The sequence below is a fragment of the Streptococcus mitis genome (genome assembly GCF_047464035.1).
Classification (GTDB): Bacteria; Bacillota; Bacilli; order Lactobacillales; family Streptococcaceae; genus Streptococcus; species Streptococcus mitis_DX.
This window is the reverse complement of sequence record NZ_JASHCQ010000020.1, coordinates 1-13,770: the sequence shown is the minus strand read 5'-3', so window position 1 is coordinate 13,770 and position 13,770 is coordinate 1. Positions and strand designations below refer to the sequence as shown.

The 13,770-nt window shown below is 37.5% G+C and carries 13 protein-coding genes; all 13 read left to right on the top strand.

The genetic code is table 11. The features are described 5' to 3' along the window. Positions 1-71: 71 nt before the first annotated feature. Entirely contained in the window at positions 72-422 is a 351-nt protein-coding gene (gene rbfA, locus QM818_RS06790; protein ID WP_001273601.1) for a 30S ribosome-binding factor RbfA, read from the top strand. 207 nt (positions 423-629) lie between these two features. After that, the gene (locus tag QM818_RS06785) at positions 630-812 is read left to right on the top strand and encodes a hypothetical protein (RefSeq protein WP_261081105.1); all 183 of its coding nucleotides are present in this window, start codon (positions 630-632) and stop codon (positions 810-812) included. Between the two features lie 110 nt (positions 813-922). Continuing rightward, positions 923-1,156, top strand: a complete 234-nt coding sequence (locus QM818_RS06780; protein WP_000368740.1) for a DUF1858 domain-containing protein — start codon at positions 923-925, stop codon at positions 1,154-1,156. Continuing rightward, entirely contained in the window at positions 1,156-2,490 is a 1,335-nt protein-coding gene (locus QM818_RS06775; protein WP_143952473.1) for a DUF438 domain-containing protein, read from the top strand. Before QM818_RS06780 ends, QM818_RS06775 begins: the two co-directional genes overlap by 1 nt. A 9-nt stretch (positions 2,491-2,499) precedes the next feature. Further along, entirely contained in the window at positions 2,500-2,754 is a 255-nt protein-coding gene (locus QM818_RS06770; RefSeq protein ID WP_000119707.1) for a DUF1912 family protein, read from the top strand. 95 nt (positions 2,755-2,849) lie between these two features. Next, entirely contained in the window at positions 2,850-3,245 is a 396-nt protein-coding gene (locus tag QM818_RS06765) for a helix-hairpin-helix domain-containing protein (protein WP_000038631.1), read from the top strand. A gap of 361 nt (positions 3,246-3,606) precedes the next feature. Continuing rightward, positions 3,607-4,185 (top strand): flavin reductase family protein, encoded by a 579-nt coding sequence (locus QM818_RS06760; RefSeq protein ID WP_125447833.1) that lies wholly within the window; start codon positions 3,607-3,609, stop codon positions 4,183-4,185. Further along, on the top strand, positions 4,172-4,732 hold the full coding sequence (locus tag QM818_RS06755; RefSeq protein WP_414300065.1) for a GNAT family N-acetyltransferase: 561 nt from the start codon (positions 4,172-4,174) through the stop codon (positions 4,730-4,732). Before QM818_RS06760 ends, QM818_RS06755 begins: the two co-directional genes overlap by 14 nt. After that, on the top strand, positions 4,732-5,310 hold the full coding sequence (locus QM818_RS06750) for an AAA family ATPase (protein WP_414300064.1): 579 nt from the start codon (positions 4,732-4,734) through the stop codon (positions 5,308-5,310). Before QM818_RS06755 ends, QM818_RS06750 begins: the two co-directional genes overlap by 1 nt. Continuing rightward, complete coding sequence (locus tag QM818_RS06745) at positions 5,303-7,954, top strand: valine--tRNA ligase (RefSeq protein ID WP_414300063.1); 2,652 nt, start codon at positions 5,303-5,305, stop codon at positions 7,952-7,954. The genes QM818_RS06750 and QM818_RS06745 overlap by 8 nt, the downstream gene beginning before the upstream one ends. 78 nt (positions 7,955-8,032) lie before the next feature. Beyond that, complete coding sequence (locus QM818_RS06740; RefSeq protein ID WP_414300062.1) at positions 8,033-9,292, top strand: TRM11 family methyltransferase; 1,260 nt, start codon at positions 8,033-8,035, stop codon at positions 9,290-9,292. A gap of 4 nt (positions 9,293-9,296) precedes the next feature. Next, the gene (locus QM818_RS06735) at positions 9,297-11,747 is read left to right on the top strand and encodes an ATP-binding protein (protein WP_414300061.1); all 2,451 of its coding nucleotides are present in this window, start codon (positions 9,297-9,299) and stop codon (positions 11,745-11,747) included. A 4-nt stretch (positions 11,748-11,751) separates the two neighbouring features. Next, on the top strand, positions 11,752-13,473 hold the full coding sequence (locus QM818_RS06730; protein WP_414300060.1) for a hypothetical protein: 1,722 nt from the start codon (positions 11,752-11,754) through the stop codon (positions 13,471-13,473). The last annotated feature ends 297 nt before the right edge of the window (positions 13,474-13,770 follow it).

The following is a 13,770-nucleotide window of genomic DNA, read 5'->3' as shown; positions in this document are numbered from 1 at the left end:
AAAATCAAAAAGTTTAAAAATAGCTAGGTCTGCTGGCCTAGCTTTTGGTTCAAAGTAGAGAAAGGAATATCATGGCAAATCATTTCCGTACGGATCGTGTGGGCATGGAAATCAAGCGTGAAGTCAATGAGATTTTGCAAAAGAAAGTCCGTGATCCGCGTGTCCAAGGTGTGACCATCACAGATGTTCAGATGCTGGGTGACTTGTCTGTTGCCAAGGTTTACTACACCATTTTGAGTAACCTTGCTTCAGATAATCAAAAAGCTCAAATCGGGCTTGAAAAAGCAACTGGTACTATCAAACGTGAACTTGGTCGCAATTTGAAATTGTACAAAATCCCAGATTTGACTTTCGTCAAAGACGAATCCATCGAATATGGAAACAAGATTGACGAAATGCTACGCAATCTGGATAAAAACTAAGAAGAGGGGCAACCCTCTTTTTTGGTGGAGGAAAAGACAATAAAACATGCTGGCGGAATCTTTCTAGAATTAAACATTATTAAAAAGCTTTATAAAATTCAGCTTGTATGATATTATAGGGATTAGAAAGAGTAAATTTCACAGAAATGGCCAGCAAGGCTGGTATCGTTAATATTTTGAAAGTGTAGTTAAACGAGGGAAGATAATATGGGACTCATAAAAACTCTTGCTAAAACTTACGGGAATTACTTTTTGACCATGCAAGGTGTAAAAGTAATGAGAACGATAAAGAAAGATGATAATGCCGTTGTCGGTCTGGGGAAACTTTTTATTGCAGACAAGTTAATGGATACGGCTCGGTGGCTCATCAAGCCAGAGGATAAGAAATAACTTAAAAATGAAAGAAACTAGCAGGAACTTCACTGCTAGTTTTTTAATCTCTTTCCTTGTGGTATAATAAAAGCAGTAAAATCATTTTAGAACATACAATGGAGGTCGTCATGGACAATATCATCGATGTGTCAATTCCTGTTGCAGAAGTGGTGGATAAGCATCCAGAAGTCTTGGAAATTCTAGTCGAGCTTGGTTTTAAACCTCTTGCCAATCCCTTAATGCGCAATACAGTTGGTCGTAAAGTATCACTTAAACAGGGTTCTAAGCTGGAAGGAACCCCTATGGACAAGATTGTCCGCACACTGGAAGCGAATGGCTACGAAGTGGTTGGATTAGACTAATGGCAGATGAAAGGATTCATGTCCTACGGGATATTTTGTTAGAATTGCATAATGGCGCCTCTCCTGAGTCGGTTCAGGAGCTCTTTGATGCGACCTTTACAGGTGTTTCAGCCATCGAGATTTCCCTCATGGAGCACGAGCTGATGAACTCGGACTCGGGCGTCACTTTTGAAGATGTCATGGAACTCTGTGATGTCCATGCCAATCTTTTTAAAAATGCTATTAAAGGTGTCGAAGTAGAGGATACCGAGCATCCAGGTCACCCAGTTCGTGTCTTCAAGGATGAAAATCTGGCCCTCCGTGCTGCCTTGATTCGCATTCGAAGATTGTTAGATACCTATGAGTCTATGGAAGATGAAGAAATGCTGGCGGAGATGCGCAAGGGTTTGGTCCGTCAAATGGGTCTTGTGGGACAATTTGACATCCATTACCAACGTAAAGAAGAACTCTTCTTTCCTATCATGGAGCGTTATGGGCACGATTCGCCTCCTAAGGTCATGTGGGGAGTGGATGATCAGATCAGGGAACTCTTTCAAACAGCTATAGCGGAAGCCAAATCACTACCTGAAGTGTCGATTAGTATTGTAAAAGAAATTTTTGAAGCCTTTGCGACAGAGTTTGAAAGTATGATTCTCAAGGAAGAGTCCATCCTTCTCATGATTCTCCTTGAGTCCTTTACTCAGGATGACTGGCTTCAGATTGCGGAGGAGAGCGATGCTTATGGTTATGCCATCATCCGTCCGTCTGAGAAATGGGTGCCAGAAAGACAGAGCTTTGTTGAGGAAGATAGTGCAGGGGAGCCTGTGCAGCTAGATACGGCAGAAGGTCAAGTTCAGCAAGTTATCGATACGCCAGAAGGCCAGTTCACCATTACCTTTACCCCTAAGGAAAAGGAAGCAGTGCTGGACCGCCATAGTCAACAGACTTTTGGGAATGGCTATCTTTCAGTCGAGCAGGCCAATCTCATCCTCAATCATCTCCCCATGGAGATTACCTTTGTCAATAAAGACGATATTTTCCAGTATTACAATGACAATACTTCAGCTGATGAGATGATTTTCAAACGGACGCCGTCCCAAGTCGGACGCAATGTTGAACTCTGCCATCCACCTAAGTACTTGGACAAGGTCAAGACTATCATGAAGGGGCTTCGTGAGGGAAGAAAAGACAAGTATGAAATGTGGTTCAAGTCTGAGTCGCGAGGTAAGTTTGTCCACATCACCTACGCTGCAGTGCACGATGAAAACGGAGAATTCCAAGGTGTGCTGGAATACGTTCAGGATATCCAGTCCTACCGTGAGATTGACACGGACTATTTCCGTGGATTAGAATAAGGAGAAAAAATGAGTTACGAACAAGAATTTATGAAGGAATTTGAAGCCTGGGTCAATACCCAGATCATGATCAACGACATGGCGCACAAGGAAAGTCAAAAAGTCTACGAAGAAGACCAAGACGAGCGTGCCAAAGATGCCATGATTCGCTACGAAAGCCGCTTGGATGCTTATCAGTTCTTGCTTGGAAAATTTGAAAATTTCAAAGCAGGCAAAGGATTCCATGATTTGCCAGAAGGCTTGTTTGGTGAGAGAAATTATTAAACGAGATAGATTCTTGATTTTTTACTAAAATCTTGATAGAATATTCATATTAAATCCTTGTCAGAGCAGGGGTTTTTTATTGAAAGGATTTTATCATGTCAAAGAAACTCAATCGTAAAAAACAATTACGAAATAGCCTCCGTCGTGCCGGTGCCTTTTCAAGTACTGTGACTAAGGTTGTAGAAGAGACAAAAAAAGTCGTGAAACGTGCAGAACAGTCAGCAAGCGAAGCTGGTAAGGCTGTTTCTAAAAAAGTTGAACAAGCAGTAGAAGCTACTAAAGAGCAAGCTCAAAAAGTAGCCAATTCTGTAGAAGATTTTGCAGCAAACTTGGGTGGACTTCCACTTGATCGTGCCAAAACTTTCTATGATGAAGGAATCAAGTCTGCTTCAGATTTCAAAAACTGGACTGAAAAAGAACTCCTTGCCTTGAAAGGAATCGGCCCAGCTACCATCAAGAAATTGAAAGAAAATGGTATCAAGTTCAAGTAATCTTTCTTGTTCCTTGCATTTCCGAAAAAATCTTGCTACAATAGAGCCATTAGAGGTGTTTTGAATCCCACATTTTACAGAAAGTGGCGGTGCTGAGAAGTCCACAAATGTGTCAAAACTAGTTGCTAATGGATGAAAAAATGAAATAAAAGTGTCTTTTTGTTTCCGTCTAGGACTAGGCAACGAGTTGCAGGCTGTACTCAAGTACGCCAAAGCGAGCTAACGACGTCATAAAGGAGAAACAGGAAGATTAAAGTTGCGGGCGCTGCCCGAATTTGGGTGGTACCGCGGATAAATACATTCGTCCCTGTCATGTAGATGGCAGGGATTTTCTTTTGCGTCTTAGTAAAAGGAGGTTGTTATGAAGCAATCTTTTAACACAAGTAAGCTCTATTATGGTTTTCCTATCTTCATTTTGGGGTATCAGGATCAGAATTTTGGACACAATATTACGACCTGTAGCTCCTCTTATAGCTTGGGAGATTGGCTAGTCATCGGTGTCGGAGCTGAGGAAAATGCGGCTGAGCAAATCAAGCATTATCAACAGTTCACTGTGAATATCCCTGATGAAAATCTCATGCTCGAGATGGAGCAGGCTGGTTTTATCAGTCATCGGGAGAAACTGAAACACCTGGGACTAGACTACGAGATTTCTGAACGAACTCAGGCACCGATTTTAGAGGTTTGTCCAGTCGTATTGGACTGTCAGGTAGATCGGATTATCGAGGGAGATGGAATCTGCCACATCTTTGCTAAGATTCTGGACCGACTGGCTAATCCTGAACTCTTGGATGATAAGGGACATTTTAAAAATGACCGTTTTTCACCGACTTACTTTATGGGGGACGGTAACCAGCGCGTTTATCGCTATTTAGATAACCGTGTTGACCCTATGGGGAGCTTTATAAAGAAAGCGAGGAAGAAGGATGTCAAGAGCTGAACTGCCAGAACGCTTGGAAACAGAACGTCTCGTTTTACGAGTCCGGACAGTGGCAGATGCTGAGGATATGTATACCTACGCTAGTCTCCCAGAGGTCGCCTATCCAGCAGGCTTTCCTCCAGTCAAGACCTTGGAAGATGAGGTTTACTATCTAGAGCATATTCTTCCAGAACGCAATCAAAAGGAAAATCTCCCAGCTGGCTATGGGCTTGTCGTCAAAGGAACAGATAAAGTCATTGGTTCGGTTGACTTCAACCACCGCTATGCGGATGATGTGCTAGAGCTTGGCTATACCTTGCATCCAGACTATTGGGGTCGAGGCTATGTACCAGAAGCAGCGCTTGCCTTGATTGACTTAGCCTTTAAAGATTTGGATCTTCACAAGATTGAACTGACTTGTTTTGGATACAATGTCCAAAGTCAACGAGTCTCAGAGAAGCTTGGATTTACCCTCGAAGCTCGAATAAGAGACAGAAAGGATGTTCAAGGAAACCGCTGTGACAGTCTGATATATGATTTGCTGAGAAGTGAGTGGGAGGTGATTTGATGCATCTTTTCATCATTGGTGCTCCGGCCTCAGGAAAAATGACGATTGGTCAAGAGTTATCTCGACTGACAGATGCTACCCTCTTTTATAACCATCAAGCCATCGATTTTGCACTGGAAATCTATCAGGGCTTTACAGAGGAAATGTGGGAATTTGTTCGTGGAATTACCTTTTCTTTCCTTGGAGCTAGCGCTAGAAATCAGCGATATGTGATTTTAACAGACGTGATTGATTTTTCAAATCAGTACCAGCTGCTGTATTTGAAGCAAATTCAGGATTTATTGGATAACTTTCATCAAGAGATTCTGTTTGTTGAGTTGGAAACAAGTCTTGAGGAGCGTTTACGTCGAAATCAAACGGAGAATCGATTAAAGTACAAACCCTTAAAACGACATATTGAGGTATCTGAAAGAGAAATTTTAGAGACCGCTGAAACACTTCAATTAAATTCCCAACATCAACCGAATGAGTTGCACCACTACCTTAAAATAAATAATACGAGTTTGACTGCAAAAGAAGCTGCTAAGCAAATTCAAAATAAAATGAACAAAATAGAGAAAGGACAAACACATGTCTAAAGAACTTTCACCTAAATACAATCCAGCCGAAGTGGAGGCTGGTCGTTATCAAAAATGGCTTGATGCGGATGTTTTCAAGCCTTCAGGCGATCAAAAGGCTAAGCCTTATTCAATCGTCATTCCACCACCAAACGTAACTGGTAAGCTTCACCTTGGTCACGCTTGGGATACGACTTTGCAGGATATTATCATCCGTCAAAAACGCATGCAAGGTTTTGATACGCTTTGGCTTCCGGGGATGGACCACGCGGGGATTGCCACTCAGGCTAAAGTTGAGGAGCGCTTGCGTGGTGAGGGCATCAGCCGATATGACCTGGGTCGTGAAAAATTCTTGGAAAAAGTCTGGGAATGGAAAGACGAATATGCCACTACCATCAAGGAACAATGGGGCAAGATGGGGCTCTCTGTAGACTACTCTCGCGAGCGTTTCACTCTTGACGAAGGCTTGTCGAAAGCCGTTCGCAAGGTCTTTGTGGACCTTTACAAGAAAGGCTGGATCTACCGTGGTGAGTTTATCATCAACTGGGACCCAGCAGCTCGCACAGCCCTTTCTGATATTGAGGTGATTCACAAGGATGTCGAAGGTGCCTTCTACCACATGAATTACATGCTGGAAGACGGTTCACGCGCCCTTGAAGTTGCCACAACTCGTCCTGAGACTATGTTTGGGGACGTTGCCGTTGCGGTCAATCCAGAAGACCCACGCTACAAGGACTTGATTGGTCAAAACGTCATCCTTCCAATCGCTAATAAACTAATCCCAATCGTTGGGGATGAGCATGCAGATCCTGAGTTTGGTACTGGTGTTGTTAAAATCACACCTGCTCACGATCCAAACGACTTCTTGGTTGGTCAACGCCACAACTTGCCACAAGTCAATGTTATGAACGATGACGGAACTATGAATGACTTGGCTTTCGAATTTGCAGGCATGGACCGTTTTGAAGCTCGTAAGGCAGTCGTTGCTAAGCTGGAAGAAATCGGTGCCCTCGTTAAAATCGAAAAACGTGTCCACAGCGTTGGTCACTCAGAGCGTACAGGTGTAGTGGTTGAGCCACGCTTGTCTACTCAATGGTTTGTGAAGATGGACCAATTGGCTAAGAATGCCATTGCCAACCAAGACACAGAGGACAAGGTTGAATTCTACCCACCTCGTTTCAACGATACCTTCCTCCAATGGATGGAAAATGTCCACGACTGGGTAATCTCTCGTCAGCTTTGGTGGGGTCACCAAATCCCTGCTTGGTACAATGCTGAGGGTGAAATGTACGTCGGTGAAGAAGCTCCAGAAGGTGACGGATGGACTCAGGACGAAGACGTCTTGGATACGTGGTTCAGTTCTGCCCTCTGGCCATTCTCAACCATGGGCTGGCCTGATGTCGACTCAGCAGATTTCAAACGTTACTTCCCAACATCAACTCTGGTAACAGGTTATGACATCATCTTCTTCTGGGTGTCTCGTATGATCTTCCAATCTTTGGAATTCACTGGTCGTCAGCCATTCCAAAACGTGCTTATTCACGGTCTCATTCGTGACGAGCAAGGACGCAAGATGTCTAAATCTCTTGGTAACGGGATTGACCCAATGGATGTTATCGAGAAATATGGTGCCGATGCCCTTCGCTGGTTCCTTTCAAACGGTTCTGCACCAGGTCAAGACGTGCGCTTCTCTTACGAGAAAATGGATGCTTCATGGAACTTCATTAACAAGATCTGGAACATCTCTCGCTACATCCTCATGAACAATGAAGGTTTGACCCTTGAGCAAGCAACTGCCAATGTGGAAAAAGTGGTCAACAAGGAAGCTGGAAATGTCACAGACCGCTGGATTCTCCACAACCTCAATGAAACCATCGGCAAAGCTACTGCCAACTTTGACAAGTTTGAATTTGGTGTGGCTGGGCACATCCTCTACAACTTCATCTGGGATGAGTTCGCGGACTGGTACGTTGAGTTGACCAAGGAAGTCCTTTACAGCGATAATGAAGAAGAGAAAGTCATCACACGTTCTGTCCTTCTTTATACTTTGGACAAGATCCTTCGCCTTCTCCACCCAATCATGCCATTCGTGACAGAGGAAATCTTTGGACAAATCTCAGAAGGCTCTATCGTGACAGCAGAATACCCAACTGTCAACCCAGCCTTTGAAGACCTTGTTGCCCACACTGGTGTGGAAAGCCTCAAAGACTTGATTCGTGCCGTTCGTAATGCGCGTGCTGAAGTAAACGTAGCTCCAAGCAAGCCTATCACCATCCTTGTTAAGACTAGCGATAGTGACTTGGAAGCCTTCTTTAACAGCAATGTCAACTACATCAAACGCTTCACAAATCCAGAACACTTGGAAATCGCATCAACCATCCCTGCACCTGAACTCGCTATGTCAAGCGTCATCACAGGAGCAGAAATCTACTTGCCACTGGCAGACCTCCTCAATGTCGAAGAAGAACTAGCTCGCCTCGACAAGGAACTGGCTAAATGGCAAAAAGAACTGGATATGGTTGGTAAGAAACTCTCTAACGAACGTTTCGTAGCCAATGCCAAACCAGAAGTCGTCCAAAAAGAACGCGACAAACAAGCCGACTACCAAGCTAAGTATGATGTGACAGTGGTGCGTATCGATGAGATGAAGAAGTTGGTGAAATAAACATAGAAACACGGTGTAATGCCGTGTTTTTTGGTATAATAGTGATTGAGTATACTTTTATTAAGAAATGGAGAAGCAATGTCCTTAGTAGATAAAATCAACAAAAAAGAACTAAATTATTGGGATTTTTCAGATGTTGTTTCTACTGGAATTCATAAAATTAGTGCTTATCCAGCTACTATGGTTCCAGACATGCAAAACGAATTAATTAAATTAATCAAAAGCGAAGATAAATCAGTTCAAAATATATTAGATCCGTTTCACGGCTCAGGAGTTACCCTAGTAGAGGGGATGAAGAATGATTTAACTCCAATAGGAATCGATATCAACCCTTTAGCAAATTTAATTACTTTAGTAAAATTACAAGGTATCAATAAAAATCAAATCAAACTCTCTAATAATAGAATAATTGAACTGTTACGTAAAGAATCCTTCGAGTTTGAAATTCATGATTTCTATAATATCAATAAGTGGTATAGAGAAGATTTTATTGAGACTTTTAGTAAAATTAGAGCAGCAATCCAAAGAGAAAGATATAAAAATATAAGACAGTATTACTGGGTTTGTTTGATAAATATTTTAAAAAAATACAGTAATACTCGTAGCTCAACTTTTAAACTACATGTAAAAAAACAAAAAGATATTGATTCGATGTCCAATGGAATCATTGAAGATTTTATAAAAAACATTGAGAAATCGTATGTTTTTCTCCCAAGTTTTGTTCAGTATGATAAAAAAAAGCTTTATATAGGAAAAGCTGAAGAAATATTATCTAAATTTGAAGACGGAACAATTGATTTAATTTGCACATCACCACCGTATGGAGATAATCCAACTACAGTAACATATGGTCAGTATTCAATACTTCCGCTATTTTGGATTGATAGAACGGATTTAGGGGAGTTTGATGAACAGCTAATCGCAAATTATTCTAGTATTGATTCGAATAGTTTAGGTGGAAACCAAAGAGTCAGAAGTAGTTTTGAATCTTCGGTTCTTAATGATTTTTTATCTAGAATTGATGACAAAAAACAAGATAAAGTGAAAAATTTTGTGCTAGATTACCTAAATGTAATGACTGAACTTGTGCGTATCCTAAAAGTAGGAAAGTATATTGTTTTGACTCTTGGAAATCGAAGAGTAGATAATCGAGTAGTCCCTCTGTCAACTATTACAATGGAATATCTAGAATCTAATGGATTTATTTTAGAAAAAATGATTACTAGAAATATTCCCAAAAAAAGAATGCCCAGAAAAGTTTCAAAAGTCTATGGTAATTCTGTAGAGTCTATGAATCAGGAATATGTTTTAATCCTAAAAAAAATAGAAAATAGGTAACTTAATGAATAAAAAAGAAGTAAATTTAACTATTGATTCTAGAATTATTAGTCATTTGGGTGAAGCCTTAATCGATAATGAAAAAATAGCTTTACTAGAACTAATTAAAAACGCATCAGATGCTGATGCTAATTATTGTAATATTGAAATTGATACTCTTTATCAATCTGAGCATGGCCAGGGACGCATTATTATTGAAGATGATGGTAATGGCATGACTCCATATATTATTGAGAATGCTTTTTTAAAAATAGCTACTTCTTTTAAATCAAATCATCAAAAGGTTTCTCCTAAATTTAAAAGACAAGCGCAAGGGAATAAAGGGATTGGTCGATTGTCCTTGAATCAATTGGGAAAATTTATTTCTGTCGATACTAAGGTTGATTTGGAACTCCCGAAGTATTTTTCGTCAGAGGAATTACAAACTGTTCTAGGTTATGATACAGAAAATGATTTCTTAAATGATAATGATTTTTATTGTTACCATATTGAAATCGACTGGGAACGTTATAGCAAAAATAATGAATCAATTGAAGATGTTAAACTTGATTTGCAAGCATTACCATTTAATGAGTTTACTTTTAGTCATAAAAAAAATCACGGAACTAGAATTGAAGTGCTAGGTCTGAAAGGAATCGATTTTTGGCAAAGTAATCAGACGCAGAAAGAAATCGAACAAGACGTTTTAGAGTTCTTAAACCCTTACCTAGATGAAAAATATAATTTTTATGTAAAGATTAATTTAGATAATAGAACATTTACAAGTAATAAATATGATATTTCTGATATAGAACATAATTTTCTTTCAAAAGTAGATTTTACTTTTAATTCAAATGAAAAAATAATAACTCTAAATATAAGTAGAAGTAAAAAATATATCGATTATAAAGTTAAGCAATTAATTTCAGAATTAAGAAACTGGGAGCTTGAGGAGGAGAACGAACCACCTTATAAGGAATACTATAATAAATGGATGAAAGAAAAAATAAATATCGATTTATCAAGTTTGACACAAGCAAATATTTCTTTACCAAATACTAAATTCGATAAGTTTCTGACTTATTTTGAAGAAGTTGAAGACGAAAAAACCAAAGATAAGAAACCGATAGAGAAATTTTTCTTGCCAGGTGATTTTAGAGGAACAATCTATGGTTTTGATTTATCTCCAACTAGTCCGGTTTCCAAAACTTTTAGAAATGTCTTGGAAGAAATTAAAGGAGTGAAAATATATAGAAATAATTTTCGGATTTTTCCCTACGGTAGTTCAAATAATGATTGGCTAGGGATGTCTGATTATAATCTACGGAATAAAGGTGTTATTTTTAAGCAACATACTTCAACAGGCTTTTTCAATATTGATGGCGAACAAAACTTAGCTTTTTTGAAAGAGTTAACTAATAGACAGGGACTAGTACTAGATAACTTTGGAACAAATTTTATTCTTATTGCTAAAGATCTTATTTATAAGACGATAGCAAATAAGGATAAAGACCTGTCTCAATATTTTAATTTCAAAAGGAAAGAGATTAGTGAGCTACTTGAAAATCAGGCTATAGAAATTGCGGGAATTTCTTTCAGAAAACAAGCAAATGACATAATTCAAACCGAGAATAAAGCAGAGAGACTTGTAAAAGAGTTTGATAATATGGATGACAATGAAAAGAAAAATGAATTAATTTCACTTCAAGAGTCAACCAAAAATTTACGAAATGCAGTTAGCCTAAAAGAAAAACAAGTAGCAGAACTGGGAGCTCATATAGATGAGTTTGCACCAATTATGGGAGCTACCATTATAGCAGAGACTTTATCTCATGAAATAATTCGATTATCTAATAATATAAAGTCTAGCTCCTCAAGAGTTAGAAATGCAGTTCATAATGATAATAAAGGAGAAGCTATTTCAAATCTAAATCGGATAGATTCTAGTATTAAGTTTTTGGTGCGCTATGCTTCATTACTAGATGTAAATTCGTATTCTAGAAGAAGACGCTATTCTGTAGAATCCATAAAGGAAAAACTTGAAGAGATTTTAGAAAATACTCCATTATTGACATACGGAAATACAACTGTGAATCTTAAAATTACTGGAAATGACTTTAAAGCAAAAATCATTACTGATAGCTTTAAAATCATCATTGAAAATTTAGTTATCAATTCAACATATTGGCTAGATAAGATGAATATCAGCAATTCTTTACTAACTTTTAAACTTGATAATGATTTAGGAAAATTATTCGTGTTTGATAATGGAATTGGAATAGATAAATCTGTTGAAAATCATCTATTCGAGGAATTTGTAACGAATAAACCCGATAATGATGGTAGAGGTATGGGATTGTATATTGTAACTACATTGCTAAATGAATTTGGTGCAACAATTACTTTGGACCATGAAAGGAACCAATATGGAAATCTATATAAATTTATAATAACATTCCCAGATGAAGAGGTATAATTTGATGAGTGATAAATTTAAAGACTATGGCGTGTCAACGATTATTGCAATTGATGATATTTTCAATGATATTAATGAAGAAGATAAATTAGAAAAATTTCTACCAGAAGTAATTGATGATTTAACTGGAGGTCAGTATGATTTTTTCCGAGATTATACAATTTCAGAATATATTGATGAGCTTGGTGAAGACGATTTTATCGAAAAATTAAAATCTTCTCTTGATCAAATTGAACATTATAAATGTTTTCAATCTGATAATATTGATTTTAAAAAAATAGGTGCTGACTATAGTCAAGTTGAAAAAGCTATTGATGAGATTGATGCAACCGATAAATCTCGCAAACATTTGATACTTCTTGATAGGACACTTCAAAATCCAGTGATTGGACTAGGGAATAATGATGTTTTTGTAGATATTTTAAAGTTGATACACAGTAAACTTCGAGAAAAAAATTTATTACTTTTAATTTATACGGATTCTAATACACCTGAAGAATTAAATAGTTTTGCAGGGGCTAAAAAATATTTAACGGATCTAAAATTAGACAAAAATATTGCTGAACAACTAGTTCTTCATTTTAATTATGTTAAAAAGACAGAAGAATTGTCAGTAGATTTCTTTGATAATATATTGAAATCTCAGAAAGCCAATTATATCAGTGAATACAAAAATATATTTGAAGAGTCATATAGTAAGTTAACTGAGAGACTTTGGCAGTTAAATCAGAATCAAGTTTTGTTTTATTATGATTATATTAACGAAGGACAGCATGTGGATAGTATTATTTACGAGACTTTTTTGACTAAATTTAAACAAGTTTATTCAGATACTTTTAATAAAGAAAATAATCATAAGGAACTAATTAATCCAATAAGAAGATCAATGCAACATCATCTTCCCTCACTATCAAGTTCTCAGATAGACGTGTATAGAAATCTTAAAGAATTCGAAATGAATCTAAATGGTCAAAATAATCTGTTGAAAGTTCCGGAAAGTTCTGATATCTCTTTCGGTGACGTAATAAAAATTAGTGATAAATATTATATGATTATGAGTCAAGATTGTGATATCACTATTAGAAATAATAAAAAAAGAAAATTATTCTCGGTTCAAATGGTTGAAATAAAGGAACAATCTGAAGAGATATCTGAACAATATTTATATGATAAATATCGAAAATTGTTGAGAAAAGATGGATTTGCTACCGGTTTGAATAAGCTTGGGATTTCAAATGACACTTTAGATAATGTAATACAGGCAAAGAATGATGAGGAATTATGTAGTGAACAAATTAACGAACTATATATTAACAGTGGTTTTAAAGCGTTTCCTAAAAACATAATATCTATCAATGGTTTCTGGCTTGATTGTCTTACATTGAGAAAAAATGTAGATAAAGAAGTTGAATTTACAAGTTCAAATTTGAATACCTCACACGAAGTTAGGTACGCTACCCTGAATTATTTAAGAAAATGTTTGAATTGTTTATTAGATAAACTAAAAAATACAGATAAGGATACGGTTGATCAAATTGTAAAGTTCTCACTATCAAATTTGAATATTGAGATAGAATCTGAATTTGATAATTCAGAGCTAATTGGATTTAAGTTGAAAAATATAACTAGGATTGGTAGGTTAGATAGATTAGATGCTATGATTATTCTAAAAAGTGTTTTAGAAGATAGTAGCAGAATTCCAGAAATTCATAATTTACTATTATAATCAATATTATATAGAAGAGCTAGCATGATTGACTCTGTCATTTCGAGCCAATTTGAGCAGTACAACACGACAACTTAATTTTCATATATCATTGGGATTGAATTCATCTGGATTGATATTGAAACTCCACCTAGCAACACTATCGGCTGGGTAGCAAAGAAATAAAAGTCGGTAAATTCGCAAACTAAGTTCCACCGCTAGTAGAAGTGGAAGTTAGTCTGATAAAAATCCTAAAAACCAGTGGAAATCCGTGTCAGGGTAAGTTCCACTGGTTTTACTAATGCTTGATTTCATCGC

Excerpts from the sequence above, each read along its gene's own strand:
- QM818_RS06735 (WP_414300061.1), top strand. The coding sequence starts at position 9,297 with ATGAATAAAAAAGAAGTAAATTTAACTATTGATTCTAGAATTATTAGT.
- rbfA (WP_001273601.1), top strand. The coding sequence starts at position 72 with ATGGCAAATCATTTCCGTACGGATCGTGTGGGCATGGAAATCAAGCGT.
- QM818_RS06730 (WP_414300060.1), top strand. The coding sequence starts at position 11,752 with ATGAGTGATAAATTTAAAGACTATGGCGTGTCAACGATTATTGCAATT.
- QM818_RS06775 (WP_143952473.1), top strand. The coding sequence starts at position 1,156 with ATGGCAGATGAAAGGATTCATGTCCTACGGGATATTTTGTTAGAATTG.
- QM818_RS06765 (WP_000038631.1), top strand. The coding sequence starts at position 2,850 with ATGTCAAAGAAACTCAATCGTAAAAAACAATTACGAAATAGCCTCCGT.
- QM818_RS06760 (WP_125447833.1), top strand. The coding sequence starts at position 3,607 with ATGAAGCAATCTTTTAACACAAGTAAGCTCTATTATGGTTTTCCTATC.
- QM818_RS06770 (WP_000119707.1), top strand. The coding sequence starts at position 2,500 with ATGAGTTACGAACAAGAATTTATGAAGGAATTTGAAGCCTGGGTCAAT.
- QM818_RS06785 (WP_261081105.1), top strand. The coding sequence starts at position 630 with ATGGGACTCATAAAAACTCTTGCTAAAACTTACGGGAATTACTTTTTG.
- QM818_RS06780 (WP_000368740.1), top strand. The coding sequence starts at position 923 with ATGGACAATATCATCGATGTGTCAATTCCTGTTGCAGAAGTGGTGGAT.
- QM818_RS06755 (WP_414300065.1), top strand. The coding sequence starts at position 4,172 with ATGTCAAGAGCTGAACTGCCAGAACGCTTGGAAACAGAACGTCTCGTT.
- QM818_RS06750 (WP_414300064.1), top strand. The coding sequence starts at position 4,732 with ATGCATCTTTTCATCATTGGTGCTCCGGCCTCAGGAAAAATGACGATT.
- QM818_RS06740 (WP_414300062.1), top strand. The coding sequence starts at position 8,033 with ATGTCCTTAGTAGATAAAATCAACAAAAAAGAACTAAATTATTGGGAT.
- QM818_RS06745 (WP_414300063.1), top strand. The coding sequence starts at position 5,303 with ATGTCTAAAGAACTTTCACCTAAATACAATCCAGCCGAAGTGGAGGCT.